General features: G+C 64.2%; 25 protein-coding genes. 19 read left to right on the top strand and 6 right to left on the bottom strand.

The annotated features are described in order from the left end of the window. Position 1 precedes the first annotated feature (1 nt). The 5 genes from ACZYTC_RS14860 to ACZYTC_RS14880 all read left to right on the top strand — a co-directional run bounded on the left by ACZYTC_RS14860 (position 2) and on the right by ACZYTC_RS14880 (position 5448). On the top strand, positions 2-886 hold the full coding sequence (locus ACZYTC_RS14860) for a hypothetical protein (protein WP_488989899.1): 885 nt from the start codon (positions 2-4) through the stop codon (positions 884-886). Positions 887-911: 25 nt separating this feature from the next. Continuing rightward, a complete protein-coding gene (locus ACZYTC_RS14865) occupies positions 912-2330 on the top strand; it encodes an NADH:flavin oxidoreductase (protein ID WP_488989900.1) in 1419 nt (472 codons plus the stop codon). A gap of 44 nt (positions 2331-2374) precedes the next feature. Continuing rightward, on the top strand, positions 2375-3922 hold the full coding sequence (locus ACZYTC_RS14870; RefSeq protein ID WP_488989901.1) for a c-type cytochrome: 1548 nt from the start codon (positions 2375-2377) through the stop codon (positions 3920-3922). 16 nt (positions 3923-3938) lie between these two features. After that, positions 3939-4364: a hypothetical protein gene (locus ACZYTC_RS14875; RefSeq protein WP_434955326.1), complete on the top strand. Its 426-nt coding sequence runs from the start codon at positions 3939-3941 to the stop codon at positions 4362-4364. A 226-nt stretch (positions 4365-4590) separates the two neighbouring features. After that, on the top strand, positions 4591-5448 hold the full coding sequence (locus ACZYTC_RS14880; protein WP_434955325.1) for a slipin family protein: 858 nt from the start codon (positions 4591-4593) through the stop codon (positions 5446-5448). A gap of 11 nt (positions 5449-5459) precedes the next feature. Here ACZYTC_RS14880 and ACZYTC_RS14885 read toward each other — a convergent pair whose 3' ends face one another. Further along, the gene (locus tag ACZYTC_RS14885; protein ID WP_441772728.1) at positions 5460-5789 is read right to left on the bottom strand and encodes a cupin domain-containing protein; all 330 of its coding nucleotides are present in this window, start codon (positions 5787-5789) and stop codon (positions 5460-5462) included. Positions 5790-5793: 4 nt separating this feature from the next. After that, positions 5794-6672 carry a LysR substrate-binding domain-containing protein gene (locus tag ACZYTC_RS14890; RefSeq protein ID WP_434955323.1) on the bottom strand — a complete coding sequence of 293 codons (879 nt, stop codon included), beginning with the start codon at positions 6670-6672 and terminating at the stop codon, positions 5794-5796. A gap of 222 nt (positions 6673-6894) precedes the next feature. Between ACZYTC_RS14890 and ACZYTC_RS14895 the strand changes: the two genes are divergently transcribed. Beyond that, positions 6895-7203: a DUF1127 domain-containing protein gene (locus tag ACZYTC_RS14895; RefSeq protein ID WP_441772727.1), complete on the top strand. Its 309-nt coding sequence runs from the start codon at positions 6895-6897 to the stop codon at positions 7201-7203. A 112-nt stretch (positions 7204-7315) separates the two neighbouring features. Here the strand turns inward: ACZYTC_RS14895 and ACZYTC_RS14900 are convergent, their stop codons facing one another. Then, positions 7316-8005 carry a DUF937 domain-containing protein gene (locus ACZYTC_RS14900; protein WP_488989902.1) on the bottom strand — a complete coding sequence of 230 codons (690 nt, stop codon included), beginning with the start codon at positions 8003-8005 and terminating at the stop codon, positions 7316-7318. Between the two features lie 31 nt (positions 8006-8036). Continuing rightward, the gene (locus ACZYTC_RS14905; protein ID WP_434955320.1) at positions 8037-9440 is read right to left on the bottom strand and encodes an MATE family efflux transporter; all 1404 of its coding nucleotides are present in this window, start codon (positions 9438-9440) and stop codon (positions 8037-8039) included. Between the two features lie 323 nt (positions 9441-9763). On the opposite strand from ACZYTC_RS14905, the gene ACZYTC_RS14910 reads away from it, so the two are divergent. Next, positions 9764-11404: an acyl-CoA dehydrogenase family protein gene (locus tag ACZYTC_RS14910; RefSeq protein WP_488989903.1), complete on the top strand. Its 1641-nt coding sequence runs from the start codon at positions 9764-9766 to the stop codon at positions 11402-11404. 99 nt (positions 11405-11503) lie between these two features. On the opposite strand, the gene ACZYTC_RS14915 is transcribed toward ACZYTC_RS14910, so the two are convergent. After that, positions 11504-12022 (bottom strand): invasion associated locus B family protein, encoded by a 519-nt coding sequence (locus ACZYTC_RS14915; protein WP_434955318.1) that lies wholly within the window; start codon positions 12020-12022, stop codon positions 11504-11506. A gap of 444 nt (positions 12023-12466) precedes the next feature. Here ACZYTC_RS14915 and coxB point away from each other — a divergent pair, with 444 nt between their 5' ends. The 12 genes from coxB (at position 12467) to ACZYTC_RS14975 (ending at position 23158) form a co-directional block, all read left to right on the top strand. Beyond that, complete coding sequence (gene coxB, locus ACZYTC_RS14920; protein ID WP_434959599.1) at positions 12467-13309, top strand: cytochrome c oxidase subunit II; 843 nt, start codon at positions 12467-12469, stop codon at positions 13307-13309. Between the two features lie 33 nt (positions 13310-13342). Beyond that, positions 13343-14974 carry a cytochrome c oxidase subunit I gene (gene ctaD, locus ACZYTC_RS14925; RefSeq protein ID WP_434955317.1) on the top strand — a complete coding sequence of 544 codons (1632 nt, stop codon included), beginning with the start codon at positions 13343-13345 and terminating at the stop codon, positions 14972-14974. 170 nt (positions 14975-15144) lie between these two features. Beyond that, positions 15145-16068 carry a heme o synthase gene (cyoE, locus tag ACZYTC_RS14930; protein WP_434959598.1) on the top strand — a complete coding sequence of 308 codons (924 nt, stop codon included), beginning with the start codon at positions 15145-15147 and terminating at the stop codon, positions 16066-16068. Further along, positions 16065-16310, top strand: a complete 246-nt coding sequence (locus tag ACZYTC_RS14935) for a hypothetical protein (protein WP_434955316.1) — start codon at positions 16065-16067, stop codon at positions 16308-16310. The genes cyoE and ACZYTC_RS14935 overlap by 4 nt, the downstream gene beginning before the upstream one ends. A gap of 1 nt (position 16311) precedes the next feature. Further along, complete coding sequence (locus ACZYTC_RS14940) at positions 16312-16929, top strand: cytochrome c oxidase assembly protein (RefSeq protein ID WP_434955315.1); 618 nt, start codon at positions 16312-16314, stop codon at positions 16927-16929. Between the two features lie 31 nt (positions 16930-16960). Beyond that, positions 16961-17797, top strand: coding sequence for a cytochrome c oxidase subunit 3 (locus ACZYTC_RS14945; RefSeq protein ID WP_434955314.1), 837 nt, complete (start codon positions 16961-16963; stop codon positions 17795-17797). Between the two features lie 165 nt (positions 17798-17962). Then, positions 17963-18340 (top strand): DUF983 domain-containing protein, encoded by a 378-nt coding sequence (locus ACZYTC_RS14950; protein WP_434955313.1) that lies wholly within the window; start codon positions 17963-17965, stop codon positions 18338-18340. Beyond that, positions 18337-19092, top strand: a complete 756-nt coding sequence (locus ACZYTC_RS14955; RefSeq protein ID WP_434955312.1) for an SURF1 family protein — start codon at positions 18337-18339, stop codon at positions 19090-19092. The genes ACZYTC_RS14950 and ACZYTC_RS14955 overlap by 4 nt, the downstream gene beginning before the upstream one ends. 236 nt (positions 19093-19328) lie before the next feature. Beyond that, a complete protein-coding gene (gene thrC / locus ACZYTC_RS14960) occupies positions 19329-20741 on the top strand; it encodes a threonine synthase (RefSeq protein WP_434955311.1) in 1413 nt (470 codons plus the stop codon). Beyond that, positions 20738-21994 carry a M16 family metallopeptidase gene (locus ACZYTC_RS14965; protein ID WP_434955310.1) on the top strand — a complete coding sequence of 419 codons (1257 nt, stop codon included), beginning with the start codon at positions 20738-20740 and terminating at the stop codon, positions 21992-21994. The genes thrC and ACZYTC_RS14965 overlap by 4 nt, the downstream gene beginning before the upstream one ends. A 10-nt stretch (positions 21995-22004) precedes the next feature. Next, positions 22005-22592, top strand: a complete 588-nt coding sequence (locus ACZYTC_RS14970; RefSeq protein ID WP_434955309.1) for a GNAT family N-acetyltransferase — start codon at positions 22005-22007, stop codon at positions 22590-22592. A 173-nt stretch (positions 22593-22765) separates the two neighbouring features. Further along, positions 22766-23158 carry a cupin domain-containing protein gene (locus ACZYTC_RS14975; RefSeq protein ID WP_434955308.1) on the top strand — a complete coding sequence of 131 codons (393 nt, stop codon included), beginning with the start codon at positions 22766-22768 and terminating at the stop codon, positions 23156-23158. 76 nt (positions 23159-23234) lie between these two features. Here the strand turns inward: ACZYTC_RS14975 and ACZYTC_RS14980 are convergent, their stop codons facing one another. Then, a complete protein-coding gene (locus ACZYTC_RS14980; RefSeq protein ID WP_434955307.1) occupies positions 23235-24110 on the bottom strand; it encodes a UTP--glucose-1-phosphate uridylyltransferase in 876 nt (291 codons plus the stop codon). Positions 24111-24308: the final 198 nt, after the last annotated feature.

The raw sequence follows: 24308 nt of genomic DNA on the forward strand, positions 1-24308 counted from the left end.
GATGACCCGCCGCATCCATATCCCCTTGCTGATCGATCTTCTCGAGGTCGACGATGCCGCCACCATCGGTGCGATCGACCGGGATCCCCGTCTCGACCGTGCCTATGACAAGGCCGGCCCCTTGTTCAACCGGATGCTGGCCGGGCGGCTGAGCCGGGTGTTCAGCATCGACGGGACCCTTCTGCCCACCATGCGCGGCCGCGACGACGCCGGACGGCGCGCCGCCCAGGCTGCCCTGGCCGACAGGCTGCGGCATGTCCTCCTGCCCGATCTCGCCGGTGACCATGCCCTGATCGCCTATGTGCGCGGCGACGTAACGCGCGACAGAGCGGGACCGGCCCTGCAGGCCCTGATCGCGCAGCAATTCGTTCCTGGCTTCACCCTGGACGATGCGGCGGCACAACGCCTCTGGGAAGCCGCGATCCGCTTCGATGCCACCGCGCGAACGGTCAATCCGCTGCGTTGGCTGCAGCAGGCCGTGTTCGGCACCCTGCATGCCGACAGGGACATCCTGGCTGCCGCGGTCGGACGCGATCCGGAGGCCATCCACGCCATCGGCATCGGCGTGCACAACATCATGGCGAGCCTCGACCGCCTGCGCGCCCTCCATGACGATAGCGCCAGCCGCCATGCTCTCGACGGCAAGGCGGCGGCGATGGCTTGCCTGGCGGCGCCTGATTCCGTGCTGCGCCAGGCCAAGGGCGTCGCCGACGTCCCGGGTGGCTCCCTGACGCATGGGACCCTGGTGCGCTTCAAACTCGCTCATGCGACCGCGCGCACGCTCGACCCCGCCACCGCCTTTCAGTCGGCCTCCTGGAGCGCCTGCCCTGCCTCCGGCTTCGTGTTCAGGCTGCTGGAGCAGATCTGGACGCGAGCGCGCCGCTAGAGCCCTTGCGCAGGAAAACATCGCCATGACCCAGGATCCGATCTTCACGCCGCTTCATTTCCGCAGCCTCACGGTGAAGAACCGCATCTTCCGCTCCAGCATTTCCGGGCGCTGGGACAATGAGGACGGCTCGCCCACCCAGACGCGTCTCAACTGGGAGAGCAAATTCGCCAGGGGCGGCATCGGCGCCATCATCACCTCCTTCGTGCCGGTGGCGATCGAGGGACGGATCGCAGCCAACTACGCCACCAATCATCGCGATGCCTTTATCCCGCTCTGGGCCCGCATCGCCGAAGCAGTCCACGTCCATGACTGCCGCTTCATCATGCAGCTCAGCCATTCGGGCCGGCAGATGGACGTACCCGGTGTCACCAACCAGCATCGCCCGGTGGCAAGCCCCACCAATGCGCGCGAGACGCTGCACGGCTTCCCGACCCAGGCGATGACCGCAGGCGAGATCGCCATCCTGGTCGAGAAATTCGGGAGAGCCGCCTGGCGGGCTCGGGAGGCAGGCTGCGACGGCGTCGAGTTGCATGCGGCCAACGGCTACCTCTTCACCCAGTTCCTCTCCTCCGGCATCAACGACCGCGCCGACCACTATGGCGGTTCGCTGCCCAACCGGGCGCGTTTCCTCCTGGAGGTCATCCGCTCGATCCGCAGCCATGTCGGCCGGGATTTCCATCTGCAGGTCAAGCTCTCCGCGGTCGATCGCAACAACGTCATTCCCTGGGAAAAGAAGGGCAACACCATCGACGAGACCATCGAGGTGGCGCGCTACTGCCAGACGGCGGGGGTCGATGCCATCCACGTCTCCACCGGCTCGCTGTTTCCCCACCCGCTCAACCCGCCGGGCGACCTTTCGCTGGAGACCCTGGCCGTCGTCTATGACGCTATGATCGCTTCCGGCCTGTACGGCCTGCGCAATTTCCTGCTGTTCCGCTACCCGGCTTTGCGCCCGATCTTCCGCTGGCTGTGGTTCCGCATGAAGAAGGGCCATGGCATCGAAGGCATCAGCCTGGAGGAGGCGCGCCAATTCAAGCAGGCCCTTGCCATCCCGGTGCTGGTCACCGGCGGCTTCCAGACGGCCTCGGTGGTCAGGCAGGCCCTGACCTCGGGCCAGTGCGACGGCGTGGCGATCGCCCGTTCCCTGATCGCCAACAACGATCTGCCGCAGCAATGGCAGGCGGGGCACGACCGCCCCGCCAATCCCTGCACCTATTGCAACAAATGCCTGGTCAATGCGGCCAAGAACCCGCTGGGTTGCTACGAGGAACAGCGCTTTCCCGACCGCGACGCCATGCTGGCCGCCCTCTACTCGATCTACGCGACGAAGCCCAATCTGGTCATTCCCGGCATGGAGCCGCCCAGTTCGAGCCTTGCTCCCGCACCGGCCAACGCCGCCCGAACCACGAGAAAGCGCAACACCCCTCACCCCGTTTCATGAGCCGATCGGAGGCTGCTGCCCGAACACGGCCAAGGAAAAGCGCGATGCCGCAACCCTATTTCGTCACCGAAGTCGAGCGCCAATTGGCGCAGCGCCGCCGGAAATGGCAGCCGGTGCGGCTCGTGCTCATCGCTGCCCTGGTGACAGTGTTCTATCTCGCTTTGACGGCCGCCATTCTCCTCACCCGCAACGACACGCCTGTTTATGGCGAGGCGATCGAGCATTTCAAATATGGCTCGATCGGCTCGGAGACGGAAAGCGGCATCCCCTACCGGGTCTGGCAAGCCCTGCCTAGGATGTTCCCGGATGCCTTCGAAAAGCGCGACGACTACAGCGCCTTCGGCTTCCTCTATGAAAAGGACGCCCTGGGGCGCCAGCGAGACCTGCCCATCGGAGTCTCGCGGAGGACGGTGCGCGGCGTCGACATGGTCTGGCTCAACTGCGCCGTCTGCCACACCGGCACCTATCGCCTGAGCGCTGATGCCCCCCGCATCATCGTGCCGGCGATGCCGTCCAACAATCTGCAGTTCGAGCGGTTCGTAAGCTTCGTCCTCTTGACCGCAGCCGACGAGCGCATGGCTCCGGACACGCTGATTCCCGCGGCCGAAGCTGCCGGCCATCGCTTCGGCGCGGTCGAGAAGGTCGCCTGGCGCTATCTCGTGCTGCCCAGCCTGCGCGAGGGCCTGATCGCGCGGCATGCAAGACTCGAATCGCTGCTGGCCCACCAGCCCGACTGGGGCCCCGGCCGGGTCGATACCTTCAATCCCTACAAGGTGGTGCAGATGAAGGTCCCCGCCGCGACACTGACGCCGGCCGAGGTGATCGGCGCCGCCGACTTCCCGGCGGTCTTTGAACAAGGGCCGCGTGAGGGCATGCATCTGCATTGGGACGGCAACAACACCTCGCTGGCCGAACGCAACCTTTCGGCCGCGCTCGGCGCCGGCGTCACCCCCGAGACGGTCGACCATGCCGCCATCAAGCGCGTTGCCGACTGGCTGCTCACGCTCAAGCCGCCGCCCTCCCCCAACCAGCCTGAGGCCGGAGCCGTTGCGCGGGGCCGCGCCACCTACAAGGCTGCCTGCAGTTCCTGCCACGGCGAGCAGGATCCGGCAGGCTACCAGTTCCGGGGCGACGCGATCGGCAAGGTCGATCCGATCGCCAGCCTCGGCACCGACAGGGCCCGCCTCGACAGCTACACGCCGGCCTTCCGGCAAAGGCAGCTCACCGAACTGTTCGCCGGCACGCCCTATGCCTTCAGATCCTTCGAAAAGACAGACGGCTATGCCAATCTGCCGCTCGACGGCCTGTGGCTGCGCGGGCCCTACCTGCACAACGGTGCCGTACCCACGCTGAAGGACCTGCTGGCGCCGCCCGCCCAGCGTCCGGCTGCTTATCTACGCGGCAGTGACGTGGTCGATCCCGTCAATGGCGGCTTTCTCTCGCCGCCCTGCGATCCCAAGGCCCCGCCGCCGGCATCCGGCTTCTGCTTCGATACCGCCAAGCCTGGCAACGGCAAGGATGGCCATCTCTACGGCACGGATCTGCCCGCATCCGCCAAATCGGACCTGCTTGCCTATCTGCTCACCTTCTGACCGGGAGAAACCCGCCATGACCGATCAGACTCTCACCCTCGGATGGACCATGGCGCAGGCCGCCAGGGCCCTGCGCAGCTACCGGCTCGTCCTCGGCTTCAACATGGCCGTGCATGTGCTGATCGGGCTCGCCTGCATTCTCTGCCCCGGCTGGGTTTCGCAGATGGCGGGCCTGCCGGAAGCCATGCCGGTGGGCTGGGAACGCGGCTGGGGTGCAACGCTCCTGCTCGTCACCGCCTTGTATGTCCCCGGCTGGTACAGGCCGCTGATTGCCCGGATGCCCAATCTGATCGGCATCGCGGGCCGCCTGTGGATGGCGCTGATCTGGCTCCTCTGCGGCGGCGGCTTCCTGTGGTTCGCACTGTTCGACGGTTTTTTCGCCGTGGTGCTCGCCTTGCTATACCGGCGCCTGCTGATCAGCCAGCTGATGACGCGTCCCTGATGCCGGATCCGGACTCCACGAGCGGTGCCGGCGCTCCCCTTTAAGTTCGAGGCCGCCAGGGCCATATCACAGGCGGGAATGCGGCCCCGGCCCGCCATGCTCGGGATTGCTCCGCCATGGCGTTTTGATGATTCAGGGGCATCGCGGATCGCAAAACGCGGCGGAACCAAGAGCCAGAGCAAGGAAGCGCTTACGCCTCGATCTGCTCGGCTCCGGGAGTATCGCCATGAACCCCATCACCCTGTTCGCCACGAGTGTCCTCGCCCTGGCTGGCGCCGGCTCGGCCTATATCGGACAATACTGGCTCGCCGGCCTCCTGTTCCTGCTCGCCCTCATCGTCGCCGCCTCCCTTAAAATGGCCAACACCTGGCAGAAATTCGTGGTGCTGCGCGCCGGCAATCTGCAAGGCGTCTACGGCCCCGGCCTGTTCCTGATCATTCCGGTCATCGACAATGTCGTCGCCGTGATCGACGAGCGCATCCAGACCACCGCCTTCAATGCCGAGCAGGCCCTGACGCGCGACACCGTGCCCGTCAATGTCGACGCTATCATCTTCTGGCATGTGCATGATGCCCAGAAGGCAGCGCTGGCGATCACCCATTACCGCGAGGCGATCGATCGCGTGGCGCAGACCTCGTTGCGCGAAATGATCGGCGCCGCGATGCTGTCCTCCCTGCTGTCCGATCGCAAGGCGGCCGATGAGCGCCTGCGCGCCGTCATCGGCGGCAAGACCGCCGAATGGGGCGTCACCGTGATGTCAGTGGAGATCCGCGACGTCGCAATCCCAGTGGCCCTGCAGGATGCGATGTCGCGCCAGGCCCAGGCCGAGCGGGAAAGAGAGGCCCGCGTCATTCTCGGCTCGGCGGAAGCCGAAGTCGCCAGCAAGTTCGTGGAAGCGGCCGAAACCTATGCCAACCATCCGGCCGCCCTGCAGCTCAGGGCCATGAACATCATTTACGAGACGACCAAGGAACGGGGCGCGACCATCCTGATCCCGACGTCCATGGTGGACAGCCTCAATCCCGCCTCGGCCCTGGTCCTGGCGAACCAGGGTTCGCCGAGCCCGCTGAAGAGCGTGGCTTGAGCGGGATCGGGTCAGGCGGCGGACTCGCCGCCTTTCGGCCCCCAGAAAATCACCCAGGTCTCAAAGTCTTCGCTGAAACTCTCGAAGCGATGCTCGAGGCCGGCCTCGACGAAGATCACATCGCCCGGCGCGAAGGCTCGCAACTCGCCGGCCTTGGAGAAGGTGCCATTGCCGGCAATCACGATATAGAGCTCGTCCTGTCCGTGCGGCGTCTGCAGATCACGGCCGACGGGCTTGTAGAGCTCCACCGTCATCGAGCCGTGCGCCATGCCCGTGAAGAACGGCTTGCCATCGCCGCCCAGATTGTCGCGGAAATAGGAAAGGGGCTTGAGCCAGTCCATCGCCCTATTCCGCCGCTTCGTTCTGCGCCAGATTGTCGAGGCTCTGGATGATCAGGTTTGCGAGCGCATCGGCCAGCGAGGTCTGCTCGCGCCAATTGCGCACCAGGCCGATCTTGCAGGACGGCAGCGGGGGGAAGCCGTCGGTGGGGCCGAGGACGCGCATGCCGGGCTTCAGCGCGCTTTCGGGCAGCACGGAGACCGCAAGGCCGGCAAGGACCATGGCGCCGACCGCGGTGGAATTCCAGCTCGAATAGAGCACGCGATAGCTGCGATTGATCGTTTCAAGCTTTTCCTGCGCCGCTTGTCGCCAGCCGCAGCTCGCTCGGCCGAGCGCAAGCGGCAGCGGCGTCTCGGTATGGACCTGATGGCGGCTCGAGGTCACCCAGAGCAGGCGTTCGTGCCGCACGAATTCGGCCGCCCCCTTGTGCTCGACATGGGTGATGATGGCAAGGTCGAGATCATTGGCGTTGATGCGATCGATCAGCATCGGTGTCGGCTCGCAGACGATCGTCACCTCGACCCGGGGATTGGCCTGCGAGAACCGCGCCATGATCTCCGGCAGATAGCGATCGGCGTAATCGTCGGGAATGCCGATGCGGACGCGCCCGGTCAGTTCGTTCTGGGAGAAGGCGCAAACCGCATCCATGTTGAGCTTGACGATGCGCCGGGCATAGTCGAGCAGCTTGTCGCCGTCTTCCGTCAGCTTGGAGGCTCGCCCGTCACGCTCGAAGATCGGCTTGCCGATGCGTTCCTCCAGCCTCTTCATCTGCATGGAGACGGCCGATTGCGTCTTGAAGACGATGTCGGCGGCTCGGGTGAAGCTGCCCGTTTCGGCAATGGCGATGAAGGTCCTGAGCTGATCGATATCCAACAGCACGGCCATGGCACCCTCCCCTCGAATAAAGCGCGTTCCGCCCTACATCGCCTGAGGTGCGTGCCTCGCTGAGCCATCGAGGGTACGATAACAATCGCTTATGCTGAACATTAGAAACATTCGTTGGATTGATCAATACCAATGTTTCATAGTGTTACCGTTCAGTATTGGTGATGAGTTGAGCGGTCCATCCGGGAGCGCAGCATCACCGGCCGCCCGATGGAGAATCCGATGAACAGCGTTGTCGTCAACAGCCAGTCTTCCTCTCTCGTCTCGACCCTCGTCGAGATGGTGCGCGCTGTGTTCGGCAAGGTAACCCGTCTCGCCGTCGCGCTTCACAATCGCCGAGAAATCAATCAGTTGGCCACTGCGGATGCGGCGATGTTGCGCGATCTCGGCCTGACGCCGACCGATGTCGAAGGTGCCCTGTCGCAGCCGCTCTGGCGCGACCCGTCGGCTCAGCTCGTCGCTGCGCAAATGGATTGGCGCAGCTCAGTCAAAGCCGCCAAGCATGACAATTTCGTCGGTCTGCACGTCTGATGCATGACCGGCACGACTTCTGGCCGCTTCCCCTGCGGCAGAACGCCCCGGAAGCGTGACTTCCGCACCTCAGCCCGCTTCGCCTGAAGCGGGCTTTTTCATGTCACATCCGCTACTTCTTGCCGAACCAGGTTTCGAGCAGCGACTGCATCGCCTCGGCCTGCGCCTTCTGGATCTGGCTGCCCGCTTCGAGCATCTGATCCATCACCGCCGTCGCATCGTTCTTGGGAGCAGGTGCCGACATCGGCGCCAGGAACGGCGCCCACAAGGCCGACAGGGCGCTGTTGTCGAACCAGGGCGCCGGCTTGGCCTGAGGGGGCTGGAAGGCCCGCATCATCGCATCGAACATCTCGCCCAGCGGATGGCTGGGTGCCGGCGGCACAGCCGCCCGCGCCAGGCCGCTGACCAGGATGGAGGCCAGGGACGGCAGCATGGCGGCGATCACCGGGGCGGCGACGCCGCTCTGCAATGCGGCAAGCTGGGATAGCGCCTTGGTCATCTCGGACGTGCCGAACAGAGCGGCCATCACGCGCTGGCCCTGCTGAGTCGCCTGTTGGGTGAAGGCCAGCGCGGCGTCCTGGAAGCTGTCGACCTGCGGCACCCCCGACAGGCCGAAGAAATCCGGCGGTTCGGACGCCGTCTTCGCCTTCTCCACCTCTCGCTTCAGACCGAGTGAAAAAGCCGGCATCAGCGCCTCGGCGGCCGCCAGGGCCTGCTTCTGGCTGAGCTCGAAATGGCGGGCCAGATTGTCGATCGCCTGCCCGTTCTGTGCGGTGTTCAATAGATCGAAGAGTGTGTTCATGCCGCTTCCCATTCCACCGCCGTTGCGGCTCTCAGACCTGTTCGGGAATCTTGAGCCACCGCAGCGAGCGATAGGCCCACCATACACCAAACACGCCGAAGATCACCGCGCCAAGCCCCTGCCCGGCCAACGCCCCTTCCGCTCCCCAATATTTTGCGCCGAGCATGGCAAAGGGAATGGTTCCCAGCGTGGCCTTGCCCCAGTTGGACAAGGTCGCGGCAAGAGGAAAGCCGAGATTGTTGAAGGAAGCGTTGGCAACGAAGAGCAGCCCGTGAAAAACCCACGATCCCGCCGCGAACAGGCAGAAGAAGGTGATGAGCTGGGCGGCCTGCGGATCGACGATGTTGAACAGGCGGATCACCAATTGGTGGGCGGCCGCCAGCACCGCCCATACCAGCAGGGCATAGAGGGTGGTGAAGGTGAAGGCATCGGTCAGGGCACGGCGCACCCGGTCGAGCCGCCCGGCACCGTAATTCTGCCCGAGAATCGGCCCGACGACGCCGGAGAGCGAGAAGATGCCGCCGAAGCAGAAAGCGATCAGGCGCCCCATCACGGCATTGCCTGCCACGGCGCCGTCACCGAAGGGAGCCAGCACGGCCGTCATGTAGCCATTCGCCACGGGGGTGGCGAGATTGGCGAGCATGGCCGGGCCGGCGATCGCCATGATCGGCTTGGTATCGGCGAGCGCCCCGCGCAATGACAACCGGCCGACCAGATCGTGGATGCGGGAGGCGCCATACCAGCCGACCCAGACGGTAACCAGCCGCGAGATCACGATCACGATCGCCGCCCCTTCGACACCGAGGCCGAACCAGAGGATGAAGATCGGATCGAGAATCGCCGCAGCGATAGCTCCCGACAGGGTGACATACATCGCCCGCTTGGCGTCGCCGACCGAACGCAGCACGCCGGAGAGTGCCATGCCGCTGCCCATGAGCACGCCGCTCGGCACGCTGATCTGGAGGAAGATGGTGGCAAGCTCCAGGGTGCGGCCAGTTGCCCCCAATTGTGCGAGCAACCAGGGAATCAGCGGAAAAGCGATCGCAGCCACGCCGGCATTGATCAGGATCATCCAGACCAGGATGGAAGCACCGTAACGCCGCGCCAGTTCGCGATTATGGGCTCCCAATGCGCGCGAGCACAGAGCGCCCGCCGAGATCATCACGCCGATGCAGATCGAGGTCGCCAGAAACAGCACCGCCGCGCCATAGCCGACCGCCGCCGTCGCCGCAGTATCGCCGAGATGGGCGATGTACCAAAGGTTGATGAGGTCGACGGCGAACACCGACATCAGCCCGATCGAGCCCGTCGTGGTCATCACCACGACATGACGCATGATCGAGCCGGTCACGAACTTTGCCGTCGGTGACAGGGAGGCCGGCTGCGCCGGCGCCTCGGCGGGCGAGGCGTCGTCGTCGGCTTGAGGATGGCGCATTTTCAGTCCAGTTCGAACGGACAGGCTGCCCGAAGCGGCTCGCAGCGGCGGGTCGGCCCTGCCCTTTGCCCGTGGCCGGGCGGTCAGGGCTTCGATATAGGCCGATATCCCACGGTGGGAAACCCCAATCCTTTCGCCCCTTCTCGCGCCCCTCGCCACAAGCGGCCCGGCGCGGTAGCCTATTGTCAAGCGGAACGCGGACGGTTGGACATCCGTTTCGATCGGCCACATTCTGTAGGGACTTCAAATCTTTGCGGGCCTCGCCAGGCTCACGCCTTTTAGGGGCGAAGCTGACGAATCCTGCCTGGCTGGGAAGCCACGCCATGATTGCGCAAGAACCGATCGCCGACCTGCCGACCCATCAGGTGACCAACCAGGTCCCGCCTCTGCTCGACTACAATCTGTTCGAGAGCGATCCCGGCCTGCAGGCCGCTTTGGAGCGCGAAGGCGCTGGCTGGGCCCGGGACGCCGCAAGCGCCTTCGGGGCGTCGATCGGAAGCGCCGATGCCATCGCCCTCGGCGAGGCGGCCGGCCGGCATACACCCGAGCTGCATCGTTTCGACCGCTTCGGCCAGCGTATCGATCATGTCGAGTTTCATCCTGCCTATCATGCGCTGATGGCCTGTGGGCTGGAGGCCGGCATCCACTCTTTGCCTGCCTCCGGGCAGGCTGGAGGCTTCGTCGCCCATGCCGCATTCGAATATATGCTGACGCAGATCGAACCCGGCGTGTGCTGTCCGATCACCATGACCGGCGCCAGCCTGGCCGTGCTACGCCAGGCTCCCGATCTTTATGCCGAATGGGGACCTCGCATCCTGGCGAACGCCTATGATTCCCTGTCCCGGCCGGCGGGTGACAAGGCGGCCGCGACCATCGGCATGGCGATGACGGAAAAGCAGGGCGGCTCCGACGTCAGGGCCAATACCACGCTCGCCAGGCCTGTCGACCAGGATCTCTACGAACTCACCGGGCACAAATGGTTCTGTTCGGCTCCGATGTCGGATGGTTTCCTCACTTTGGCCCAGGCTCCCGGTGGGTTGAGCTGCTTCTTCACGCCGCGCTGGCGGCCGGATGGCCGGCGCAACGCCATCTTCATCCAGCGTCTCAAGGACAAGCTCGGCAACCGCTCCAACGCCTCGGCCGAGATCGAATATGCCGGGGCCCTGGCTTGGCGTATCGGCGAGGAGGGCCGCGGCGTCGCCACCATCATGGCCATGGTCAACCAGACCCGGCTCGATGCCGCCCTGGTCTGCGCCGGCATGATGCGCCAATGCGCGGTCCAGGCGGTGCATCACGCCGCCCATCGCCGAGCCTTCGGCAAACTCCTGATCGACCAGCCCTTGATGCAGCCGGTTCTCGCCGACCTCACGATCGAGGCGGAAGCCGCCACCATGCTGGTGATGCGCGTCGCCCGCGCCTTCGACGGGGATAGCCCGGAAGAGAGCGCATTCGCGCGCATCGGCGCCGCCATTGCCAAGTTCTGGGTGACCAAGCGCCTGCCCAATCTGAGCTACGAGGCGCTGGAATGTCTCGGGGGCAACGGTTTTGTCGAGGAAGGTCCGCTCGCCCGCTTCTATCGCGAGGCCCCGGTCAATGCGATCTGGGAGGGCTCCGGCAACGTCAACGCGCTCGACGTACTGCGCGCACTCGGCCGTGAGCCCGCGACCGCCGAGGCCCTGCGCGTTGAACTGGAAGCCGCGCGCGGGTTGGATCGGCGCTACGATGCTTTCATCACAGCCATCGAGGCAGGAATGCGGGCAGATGGGATGCAGGAAGTGCTGGCCCGTCGCCTGGTCGAAGACCTGGCCCTGGCGCTGGAGGCCTCACTGCTGCTCCGCCACGGCCCCCCAGCGATGGCTGAGGCTTTCGTGGCGAGCCGTCTCAACGGTGGCATGCGCGGCTGCTACGGAGCCCTGCCCGCCGGCTTGAGCCTGCAGCCGATTCTGGATCGTGCGAGAATCTGAGTCATGCCGGGTACGCCGGCATTCTCGAAATTTGGTAAACGCCCCGAAAGCCGCACGGCCCGGCAGTCCGCCGGGACAATGGCCGGGTGCCTTCCGACTTCACTTCAGCTTGTCGAAACCTTCGCCGAAGCCCTTCAGGGTCAGGGGAATGCCGATTCCCTCTTCCGGCGTCTGGAAGATGATGAAGGTGGCTTCCTTGCCGGTGCGCAGCATGCCGATCTGGGAATCGTCGAGCACCACGTCGGCCAGGCAGCCCGTCGGCAGGCAGCGCACGAAGGCGGCGCGGCCGACATCCTTGCCGTCTATCTTAAGGCCAAGGCCGGAAGGCAGCAGCACACCGAGCGGCGCGATCACTCGCAACAGCCGGCTCTTCTGGTCAGCCGTGCGCAGCACCAGCACCGACAAGGCCACGTTCGGACGATCGGACGCCGTGACCGCCTGCACCAGGGCGCATTGCTCCTGCTGGGCGCCGGGCGGGGTATCGCAGCGCACCTGCCAATTGTCGTGCGTGGAGCGCAGCACGCCGAGCTGATCGGTCTGCTGCGCCACGGCGGGACCGCCGAGCACGACAGCTGCGAGCAGGCCCGCCAGGGAGAGGCCGGCGGTGCGACGCGCCATAGCCGCAAGACCTCGGGCCGCAAGACCTCGGGCCGCAAGAGCATGGTCCAGCATATGTGCCAACAAGTTACATCCTCGCCGAATCAGGGCCCGCGGGCCCGGTTTGGATTTCAGCCGCGACGGGTAGCAGACGGGTCCTGCCTGTCAAGCTTAGCGCCGCGACGGCGTCCGACCCAGGTTGACCGCACATCATGGCGCTTTCGCGCCCAATTGCCGCACAAACCGGGGCTGTCGAACCATTGCGATGCGCTGTGGATTATGGTTTTTGAGTGACCGTGTGCTTTACATGAGTTCCAATCCGTGAAATCTGCGCGCCAGATAGTTTTGCGCGATTGGCGCTCCCGACCGGTAACGAGCCAGGTGGCGTACTACGTGCCGTATCGGCTGCGTCGTATCGGCGGGGAATTGGAGAGAAGGCGGATGGCTTTCCAGGCTAGGAAGAAAATGGGCGGGGTGGCACTGTCATCGCTGCTGTGGGGCCTCATGATCGGCACGGCCTTCGCCGAAGAGCCAGCCAAGGGCGGCCTCGGCGAGCCGCAGCCCTGGCAGATGGGCCTGCAGGAACCCGCCACGCCGGTCATGGAATATATCAACTGGTTCCATACCTATGTGATGTGGTTCATCGTTCCCATCACCCTCTTCGTGATGGTCCTGCTGCTCTATGTGATCGTCCGCTTCAACAAGAAGGCCAATCCGGTCCCCTCCAAGGTCACGCACAACACCATCCTCGAAGTGGCGTGGACAGTGCTGCCGATTCTGGTGCTGGTGTGTATTGCCCTGCCTTCGTTCAAGCTCCTCTATATGGAGGAAGTGATTCCGAAGGCCGACCTGACCATCAAGGCGACCGGCAGCCAGTGGTACTGGGATTACGAATATCCCGACAATGGCGACATTTCCTTCTCGTCCACCATGGTGCGCGACTTGCCGATGACCGACCCGCTGCGCCTGCTCAAGGTCGACAACGAGGTCGTCGTGCCCGTCAACAAGACGGTGGTGGTCCAGGTCACTTCCAACGACGTCATCCACTCCTTCTCGGTGAACTCCTTCGGCATCAAGGTTGACGCCATTCCCGGCCGACTGAACCAGACCTGGTTCAAGGCAACGCGCGAAGGCATGTATTATGGCCAGTGCTCGCGCCTGTGCGGCCGCGACCATGCCTTCATGCCGATCGCCTTCCGCGTGGTGAGCGACGAGGAATTCCAGAAGTGGGTGGCCAGCAAGAAGACTGCAATGAACGCCGCCGCCCCGGACAAGGTCGCAGCCGCGACCTCCGTCGTAGTACAGTAACGGCCTGACGGCTCGACTAAAGGATTGAATGTGATGGCCACTGCTCAGAACGCATCGGCGCATGATGATCATGCCCATGACGCGCATGATCATCCGACCGGCTGGCGCCGCTATGTCTATTCGACCAACCACAAGGACATCGGGACGCTCTACCTGATCTTCGCGCTGGTCGCGGGCGTCATTGGCGGCCTCCTGTCGGTGGCGATGCGCGCGGAACTGATGTATCCGGGCCAGCAATTCTTCACCAACCCCTACACGTTCAATGCGTTCGTGACCGCGCATGGCCTGATCATGATCTTCTTCATGGTCATGCCCGCGATGATCGGCGGTTTCGGCAACTGGTTTGTGCCGCTGATGATCGGCGCGCCGGACATGGCCTTCCCGCGCATGAACAACATTTCCTTCTGGCTGCTGATCCCGGCCTTCGGCCTGCTGCTCATCTCGATGTTCGTGCCCGGCGGCCCCGGTGCCGACGACCTCGGCGTGGGTACGGGCTGGACGGCCTACCCGCCGATGTCCTCGCTCAAGGGCACGCCCGGACCGGCGATGGACTTCGCCATCCTGTCGCTGCATCTGGCCGGCGCGTCCTCGATCCTGGGCGCCATCAACTTCATCACCACCATCTTCAACATGCGCGCACCGGGCATGACGCTGCACAAGATGCCGCTGTTCGCCTGGGGCGTGCTGATCACCGCCTTCCTTCTGCTGCTGTCGCTGCCGGTCCTCGCCGGCGCCATCACCATGCTGCTGACCGACCGTAATTTCGGCACCGCCTTCTTCGATCCGGCCAATGGCGGCGACCCGATCCTGTGGATGCATCTGTTCTGGTTCTTCGGTCATCCCGAAGTCTACATCATGATCCTTCCCGGCTTCGGCATCGTCAGCCACATCATCTCGACCTTCTCGCGCAAGCCGATCTTCGGCTATCTCGGCATGGCCTACGCCATGGTCGCCATCGGTGTCGTCGGCTTCGTGGTGTGGGCTCACCACATGTATACCGTCGGCCTCGACGTCGACACGCAGGCCTATTTCGTGTTCGCCACCATGGTGATCGCGGTGCCGACCGGCGTGAAGATCTTCTCCTGGATCGCCACGATGTGGGGCGGCTCGATCGACTTCAAGACCCCGATGGTGTGGGCGACGGGCTTCATCTTCCTGTTCACCGTCGGCGGCGTCACCGGCGTGATGCTGGCCAATGCCGGCGTCGACCGCTCGCTGCACAACACCTATTACGTGGTGGCGCATTTCCACTATGTGCTGTCGCTGGGCGCTGTCTTCTCCATCTTCGCCGGCTGGTATTACTGGTTCCCGAAGATGTTCGGCTATATCATCCCCGACTGGATGGGCCAGGTGCATTTCTGGATCGCCTTCGTCGGCGCCAACACGCTGTTCATGCCGCAGCACTTCCTCGGCCTGGCCGGCATGCCCCGCCACCTCGTCGACTACAACCCGGCCTTTGCCGGCTGGAACTGGGTCTCCTCTCTCGGCGCTTTCATTTTCTTCATCGGCGTGATCTGGTTCCTGGCCATCAATTTCTACGCAGTCTTCGTGCGTAAGGAGCAGGCCGCCGGCAATCCGTGGGGCGAAGGCGCCACCACCCTGGAATGGACGCTGTCCTCACCGCCTCCGTTCCACCAGTTCGAGACGCTGCCCCGCATCCGCTGAGCCCCTCGAACTATGAGCTTTCGTGAGGGCGGCCGCTTCGACGGCCGCCCTCACGCCTCCACCGGATTTCCGTTGCTTCTTCGAGCCTTCTGCGAAAGTTCGAGCAAGCAACCGGCCTCAGAGCCTTCCACTGAAGCCGGCACGACGAAAAGGAACGTTCATTGACCGATATCGGCATGCCCATCCAAGGCGAGGCTGACGATGCTGTCCCCGTGATCAGCATCGCGTCGGTTGGCGACTTCCTGGCCTTGCTTAAGCCGCGCGTGATGTCGCTGGTGGTCTTCACCGCCCTCACCGGCATGGTGGTAGCCCCCGCCCATATCCATCCGGTCGTCGGGCTTGCGGCCCTGATCGCCATCGCCGTCGGCGCAGGTGCCTCAGGCGCCCTCAACATGTGGTACGACGCCGACATCGATGCGGTGATGTCGCGCACCCGCAACCGGCCCGTACCATCAGGCCGAGTCAGTCCCGGCGAAGCGCTTGCCTTCGGCATCATCCTGTCCGGCCTGTCGGTGCTGGCGCTCGCCGTCTTCACCAATTTCCTCGCCGCCGGCCTGCTGGCCTTCACCATCTTCTTCTACGTCGTCGTCTACACGATGTGGCTGAAGCGCTGGACGGTGCAGAACATCGTCATCGGCGGCGCCGCAGGTGCCCTTCCCCCGGTGGTGGCCTATGCGGCCGTGACGGGCACCGTCACGGTGGAAAGCCTCGTGCTCTTCGCCCTGATCTTCATGTGGACGCCACCCCACTTCTGGGCGCTGGCCCTGTTCAAGTCGGGCGACTACGAGAAGGCCGGCGTGCCGATGCTTCCCGTGGTGGCCGGAGCCCGCGAGACCCGGCGCCAGATCCTGATCTACACGGTGCTGCTCGCCCCGATCGGCATGCTGCCCTGGCTGCTCGGCTATGCGCATTGGAGCTACGGCGTGGTCGCGGGGCTGGGCGGTCTCGGCATGCTGTGGCTGGCCGTCGACATCTGGCGCAAGCCCGACGACATGGGACCGGCCAAGCGCATGTTCGGCTATTCCATCCTCTATCTGTTCGTGCTGTTCGCCTGTCTGCTCGGCGAGGCCCTGATGATGAGGATACTGGCATGATGGCGCATCATCTGTGGTTTGTCGGGCCGGCGCTGATCATCCTGCTGCTGATCATCCTGTTCCGTCCCCTCGCCTTTCAGCGCCCGCCACGGGACAGTTGGGTGGGGCAGTTGCCGCCTGACCAGGCCCGCAAACTGCATTGGCGCTCCATCGCGATCGCCGCCGCCCTGATCGCCTTCGTCCTGCTCGTCTATGCCGTGAGCTTCGTCAAAGGCCCCGGCGTTCTGGACAAGGGCTTCTAGGATGACCGGAATGCCCGACACCCCTCCTCCCCGCCCCAAGGTCAGCAATGGCGTGATTGCGGTGTCCTGCATCGCCTTCGTGGCATCGATGGTGGGCGCGGCCTATGCCTCGGTGCCGCTCTATACGCTGTTCTGCCAGGTTACCGGCTTCGGGGGCACCACGCGCGTAGCCGAAACCGCGCCGAGCCAGGTCCTCGACCGCACGTTCGAGGTGCGCTTCGATTCGAACATCAATCCGGCCCTGCCCTGGAAGTTCGAGCCCGAGCAGCGCTCCGTGACGGTCAAGGCCGGCGAGGTGAAGACGGTCTATTACAAGATCACCAACCTTTCCTCGGAAACCACCTATGCCGCGGCCGCCTACAATGTGACGCCGCAGGAAACCGGTGCCTATTTCTCCAAGATCCAGTGCTTCTGCTTCACCAACCAGAAGCTGGGTCCGGGTGAGAGCCAGGAATTGCCGGTGGTCTTCTTCGTCGATCCCGCCATCGACAAGGCCGACTATCTCGCCGGTGTGCACACCATCACGCTTTCCTATACCTACTATCCGGCCAAGCCTCCCGTGACACCGGTCGCGGCGGCCGAACCGAAAACCGACAATTCGAGCAAACCGCAGTTATAAGTTCCCGGGCGACCGGCATCTGGAGAAAACCATGGCTCAAACCAAGAACCATGATTACCACCTCGTCAATCCGAGCCCGTGGCCGTTCGTCGGCGCGATGGCGGCTTTCGTTCTGGCGATCGGCCTGATCACCTGGATGCATAAATATTCCTATGGCCCGCTGGTGTTCGGCGTCGGCCTGATCGGCGTGCTCTACACCATGCTGATGTGGTGGTGGGACGTCATCAAGGAAGCGTCCGAGGGCGATCACACCCCGGTCGTGCAGTTGCACCATCGCTATGGCATGATGCTGTTCATCGCCTCGGAAGTGATGTTCTTCGTCGCCTGGTTCTGGGCCTATTTCGACGTCGCCCTCTTCCCGGGTGATGCGGCTGAGGTCGCCCGCACAGCCCTGACGGGAGGCGTCTGGCCGCCGAAGGGCATCGAGACCCTCGATCCCTGGCACCTGCCGCTGCTCAACACGCTGATCCTGCTGACCTCGGGCACCACGGTGACCTGGGCGCACCATGCCTTGCTTGAAGGCGACCAGAAGGGCCTGAAGAACGGCCTGATCCTGACGGTGGTCCTTGGCGTGATCTTCACGCTGTGCCAGGCCTATGAATATGCCCACGCCCCGTTCTCCTTCTCGGGCCACATCTACGGCTCGACCTTCTTCATGGCGACGGGCTTCCATGGTTTCCATGTGATCGTCGGCACCATCTTCCTGGCGGTCTGCCTGCTGCGCGCCAATCTCGGCCAGTTCACCCAGCGCCATCACCTGGGCTTCGAATTTGCCGCCTGGTACTGGCATTTCGTCGACGTGGTCTGGCTGTTCCTCTTCGCCTGCATCTATATCTGGGGCTATGGTCCCGGCGGCGTGCACGGCTGAGCTGCCTTCACATAGCGTTTTGCGATTTTACGGTGTCATCAAAAATCGCAAAGACGCGTCCAAACAAAGAGTTAGAGCAAAACGCGTTCACACCTGAACGCGTTTTGCTCTAGGATCAACGGGGCGGCCGGGGTCACCCGGCCGTTTCCTTTTGGGGCTCCCACGATGCCGCAAGATCACCATTACGCGCCGCTTTCGCCCTTCCAGACAGGCTCGCGCGGCAAATGCCCCCGCTGCGGGCAGGGCAGGCTCTTCGATGGATTCATCAGCCTCAAGCCTGGTTGTAGCGCCTGCGGTCTGGACTACAGCTTCGCCGATTCGGGCGATGGGCCGGCCGTGTTGGTGATCCTGGTGGCCGGCTTCATCCTGCTGGGCGCGGCGCTTTATGTCGAATTCACCTTCTCGCCGCCGGTCTGGGTGCACATCGTGCTCTGGCTGCCGCTCTCGCTCATCGTTTGCCTGGGCCTGCTGCGCTGGATGAAAGGCGTGCTGGTCGCCCTGCAATACACCAACAAGGCGGCGGAGGGCCGGCTGGAAGAATGACGACGTCCGCAGTTTCCTCACACCCGCGCTCGCTCATCGCGCTGACCCTCACGATGCTGGTGATGTGCGCCTTCCTGATAGGGCTCGGGGTCTGGCAACTCGAACGCCTGCAGTGGAAGCAGGGCCTGTTGCGGGAAATCGCCGAGCGCACCACCGCCGCCCCCGTTTCTCCGCCGCCCGAAGCCGATTGGCCCGGCCTGACGCGGGACGGTCTCGAATACAAGCATTGGCAGGTCGCGGGAACCTTCGACCATGCCAAGGAGATTCGGTCCTTCACCAACCTGCCGGACGCCAAGGGGCGGTTTCGCGGCGTCGGCTATTGGGTGCTGACGCCTCTCCTGCGACCGGACGGCTCCACCATCCTGGTCAATCGCGGCTTCGTGCCCGAGGATGCCAAGGATCCCGCAAGCCGCCAGGCCGGACAGATTGCAGGTCCCGTCACCATCACAGGCCTGGCCCGCTGGACCGAGGACCGCAATCTGTTCACGCCGTCTGACGACCCCGGCAAGGGCAACTGGTTCACCCGCGACATCGCCGGCATCGCCAAGGCCGAGGGCCTGACCCGCGTCGCGCCTTTCTTCATCGATGCCGATGCCAGCGGGCCCGGCGGGCTGCCCCAGGGCGGGGAGACCATCCTCACCTTCCCCAACAACCATCTGCAATATGCGCTGACCTGGTTCGGCCTCGCTCTCGGCCTGGTCGGGGTCTACATCGCCTTCGTCCTGCGCCTGAAGCGACGGCCGGGGCGATAGAGGCGGCGCGCAGCGTTTTGCTATTGGACGGAATCACCAAGAATCGAAAAGACGCGTCGAACCAAGGAGCGAGAGCAAACAAGCGCTCATATTTGGACGCGTTTTGCTCTAGCAGGCCAGGAGGCGGCGATACGCGCCTTGCCCGTCAGGCCCGAGCGGATTACAGGATGAAGACTTGTGTCGAAGACGGCGCTTCACTGCCACAGGAGCGCCGCCGACACCGAAAGGATAGAACCGTGCACTATGTTTCCACACGGGGCGAAGCTCCCGTCCTCGGCTTTTGCGACGCTCTCCTCGCCGGCCTTGCCCGCGATGGTGGGCTCTATGTGCCGCAGCATTGGCCGGTTCTCTCCCATGCCAGGATCGCCTCCTTCGCGGGCAAACCCTACTGGCAGGTGGCTGAGGCCGTGATCTCGCCTTTCGTCGGCGACGAGATCGAGCCGGCGGCATTGCGCCGGATGATCCAGGATGCCTATGCCGGCTTCGACCATCCTGCCACCGTGCCCCTGGTGCAGATCGGCGACAATCTGTTCGTGCAGGAGCTGTTCCACGGCCCCACCCTGGCCTTCAAGGACGTGGCGATGCAATTGCTCGCCCGCCTGATGGATCACGCCCTGAAGGCCCGCAACAAGCGCGCCACCATCGTCGGCGCCACCTCGGGCGACACCGGCAGTGCCGCCATCGAGGCCTTCCGCGGCCTCGACCAGGTCGACATCGTCATCCTCTATCCGCATGGCCGCGTTTCGGAGGTGCAGCGCCGCCAGATGACCACGATCGACGCGCCCAACGTGCACGCCGTCGCCCTGGAAGGCAATTTCGACGATTGCCAGGCGCAGTTGAAGGCGATGTTCAACCATCTCGAATTCCGCGACGAGATTGGCCTGACCGGCGTCAATTCCATCAACTGGGCCCGCATCGTGGCCCAGATCGTCTATTATTTCACCGCGGCAGTGGCGCTGGGCGCCCCCCATCGCAAGGTTTCCTTCTCGGTGCCGACAGGCAATTTCGGCGACATCTTCGCCGGCTATGTCGCCAAGCGCATGGGCCTGCCGATCGAGCGGCTGCTGATCGCCACCAATGTCAACGACATCCTCGCGCGCACCATCGCCACCGGCGTCTACGAGGCGCGCGGCGTAAAGGAGACCTCCTCCCCCTCGATGGATATCCAGGTTTCCTCCAATTTCGAGCGCCTGCTCTTCGACGCCTATCGGCGCGATGCCAGCCAGGTGCGCCGCCTGATGGGCAATCTTTCTCAATCCGGCGCCTTCGAGATCGACGAGGGTGCCTATGAGGCCATCCGTGCGGAATTCGACGCCGAGCGCGCGGACGAGAGGGAAGTCGCCAAGGCCATCGGCATGATCTGGCGTACCGCCGGCTATCTCCTGGACCCGCACACCGCCGTCGGCGTGATGGCCGCCTGGAAAGCGGAGCCGGATCGCAGCGTGCCCATGGTCGTACTCGGCACCGCCCATCCCGCCAAGTTTCCCGCTGCCGTCAAGGATGCCTCCGGCATCGAGCCCAAGCTGCCCGACGCCCTGGCGGATCTCTATGAGCGGCCCGAGCGCTTCACGGTCCTGCCCAACGATCTTGGGGTGCTGGAAGCCTTCGTTCGCAAGCATTCCCGCGCAGCCCAGGGCGCAGCCGCATGAGCGTGCAGGTTACCCGCCTCCCGTCCGGCCTGACCGTCATCACCGATGCGATGGCCGAGCTCGAGACCGCCTCGCTTGGCGTGTTCGCCGGTGCCGGTGCCCGTTCGGAAGGCGAGAAGGAGCATGGCCTCGCCCATCTGCTCGAGCACATGGCCTTCAAGGGGACTCGCACCCGCGACGCCAAGCGCATCGCCGAGGAGATCGAAAGCGCCGGCGGCGAACTCAATGCCGCTACGTCGGGCGAACAGACCGCCTATTATGCCCGGGTCCTGAAGGAGGACGTCGGCCTCGGTTTCGACATCCTGGCCGACATTCTCACCCAGTCCGTCTTCGATGCCGACGAATTGGCACGAGAGAAGAACGTCATCCTGCAGGAGATCAGCGCCGTCGAGGATACGCCGGACGATCTGGTCTTCGACATGTTCAACCAGGCGGCCTTTCCGGACCAACCCCTCGGCCGTCCGATACTCGGCACGCCCGAGACGGTGATGTCGTTCGACCGCAAGGCGATCCAGAGCTATCTCGACACCCATTACCGGGCCGGCCGCATGGTGGTATCAGCCGCCGGCGCGGTCGACCATGAGCGCATCGTCGAGGAGGCAACCCGCCTTTTCGCAGGCCTGCCCGAGGGCAGTGGTCCGGAACCGGTGCCAGCCGTCTATCGGGGCGGCGAAGATGTCATCGAGACCGATCACGAGCAGGCCAATGTGCTGATCGGCTTTGCCGGCCGGTCCTACCGGGACGCCTTGAGCCCGGCGCTGGGCATCTTCACCAACCTGGTCGGGGGCGGCATGTCCTCTCGCCTGTTCCAGGAGGTCCGTGAAAAACGGGGCCTGTGCTATTCGGTCTATGCCTTCCAGTGGGGCTATGCGGATACTGGGATTTTCGGCATTTCCGCGGGCGCCGGCGCCGGTGAACTCAAGGATCTCGTGCCCGTGATCCTGGATACGGTGGCCGCTGCCGCCTCCGCGCCCACCGAGGCTGAGATCGCCCGCGCCAAGGCGCAGATGAAAGCGGGCCTCTTGATGGCGCTCGAATCATCAGCCATGCGGGCCGAACAGATGGCCCGCCATATGCTGATCTGGGGGCGCCCTCTGCCGCCGGCCGAACTGATTGCCAGGATCGATGCTGTTACGGCAGAGGACGTGCGCAAGGCGGGCGAAGCCGTACTGGCATCGTCGCCGACCCTGACAGCCCTCGGACCGGTCAGGAAACTGCCCCGTCTCGATAAGATCCGTGCCCATCTGGCCTGACGAGTAAAGAATGTCCTTCCTCCGCCCCTTCTCCTTCGCCGACGTACTGCCGCCGGTTCGGGGCGAGAAGGTGGAGCTGCGGGCCCCGGAAATGCGCGACTTCGAGGCCTGGGCCGCCCTGCGCGGCGCAAGCCGGGAATTCCTGCGCCCCTGGGAACCGACCTGGCCGCCCAATGACCTGACGCGCCCGGCCTTTCGAGCCCGGATCAAGCGCTATGGCCAGGACGCGAGGGCGGATGCCGCCTATCCCTTTTTCATCTTCCGTTCGAGCGACGGCGCGCTGGTCGGCGGCCTCACGCTCGGCCAGATTCGCCGCGGCGTGGCGCAAACCGGTTCGCTCGGCTACTGGATGGGTGAGGCCCATGCCGGCCAGGGCCTGATGAGCGACGCCGTGCGCGCTTTGCTACCCTATGCCTTCGGCACGCTGCGCCTGCGCCGTGTCGAAGCCGCCTGCCTGCCGGAGAATGCCCCTTCGATCCGGTTGCTGGAGCGCGTCGGCTTCATCCGCGAGGGCTATGCCCGCTCCTATCTGTGCATCGCCGGCGCCTGGCGCGACCATCTGCTCTACGCCATCCTGTCGGGTGATGAGATTCGGTAACGGGTTTTCCGGAGAGCGGACATCCCAGCGACATGCCTTCATGTCGCGATGTCCGCTTTTCCTTTTGCGAGCGTCGCGTTTTCAAAGAGCGGACAATATGTCCGCGCTCCCAGGAAGATTCGATCCCAAGGCGATCTGGTATAACTTCAGGGCATCACCGCGCGGAGAGCAACATGATCATGGGATCTCGGACTGTCATCACCCGAGCGGAGGAGCGGCCGCGGGAAGCCTGGGACGATCCTGCCAAAGGAAGCGTGGCCTGGCACACTTTGTTCAGTGCGGATATCACGCCGACGGACAGCCTCAGCGCAGGGATCGCCATCCTGCCGGCCGGCGGCAACAATCCGCCGCACCGCCATGCCGAACCAGAACTTTACCTGATCCTGGAAGGCAGCGGCGTGCTCACGGTCGATGGCGTGGAGAGCCTCGTCGGCAAGGGAGCGGCGATCTTCATTCCCGGCAATGCCTGGCATGCGCTGCGCAATGAGCTCGATACCGAACTCCGGCTCTTCTATGTTTTCCCGACCGGGCGCTTTTCGGACGTGGTCTACGAGTTTCCCGATTGAACCCGGATATCGTCGCCATGATGTCCGCGCCCAGGAAAATGGCCCGGTTTCCCGGGCCATTTCATTCAAAACCTTGTCAGCCCAGCAGGGCCTTCAATTCCGCCCTCAGCTCGTCGCCCAGCCCCTCGCGCTCCAGCGCATAGGCGACATTGGCGGTCAGGAAGCCGATCTTCATGCCGGTGTCGTAGATGCGGCCTTTGAACACCGACCCGTAGAACTTCTGCCCCTGTGCCAGCTTCAGCATGGAATCGGTGAGCTGGATTTCGCCGCCCGCGCCACGCTCCTGCTTTTCCAGGAGATCGAAGATCTCCGGCTGCAGGATGTAGCGGCCTGAGACCGCCAGGTTGGACGGCGCCGTGCCCTTCTTGGGCTTCTCGACCATCTGGGTGATCTCGAAGGCATTGCCGCCCACGCTCTCGCCCTTACCGACGATGCCATATTGATGCGTCTGGTCCTCCGGCGCCTCGAACACGGCGATATGGTTGCCGCCGACCTTGTCATAGGCCTCCACCATCTCGGCAAGGCAGCCCTTGCCCTTGCCGTGATGCAGCATGTCGGGCAGCAGCAGGGCGAAGGGCTCGCGCCCGACGATTTCGCGGGCGCACCAGACGGCATGTCCGAGGCCGAGCGGCGCCTGCTGGCGCGTGAAACTGGTCTGTCCGGCGCCCGGCAGCGAACGCTGCAATTCTTCATAGGCCTCCATCTTGCCGCGCTCCTTGAGCGTGGCGTCGAGTTCGAAGGCAATGTCGAAATGGTCCTCGATCACACCCTTGTTGCGGCCGGTCACGAAAATGAAGTGCTCGATGCCGGCTTCGCGGGCTTCATCCACCACATGCTGGATGACGGGTTTGTCCACCACGGTGAGCATCTCCTTCGGCACCGACTTCGTGGCAGGCAGAAAGCGCGTGCCGAGGCCGGCGACGGGAAATACAGCTTTGCGAATGCGCGTCATTGGAAACCTTTGATACATGCCCTTGGGGAAGGTTGATTGTTCTTATTGCCCCCTCGGATGAAGGAACAGTTTAAGAGACCCTACTCAGAGTCTGGCCTTGCAGCAATCTCGCCCTTGCCTGCCCCAAGCGTCAAAAATGAGGTGGATTCGAAATCGCCCCCAACTTCCCACTGATTTCTGCCCGTTGGAGCCCGGATG

The sequence above is a fragment of the Labrys sp. F242 genome (assembly GCF_057813875.1).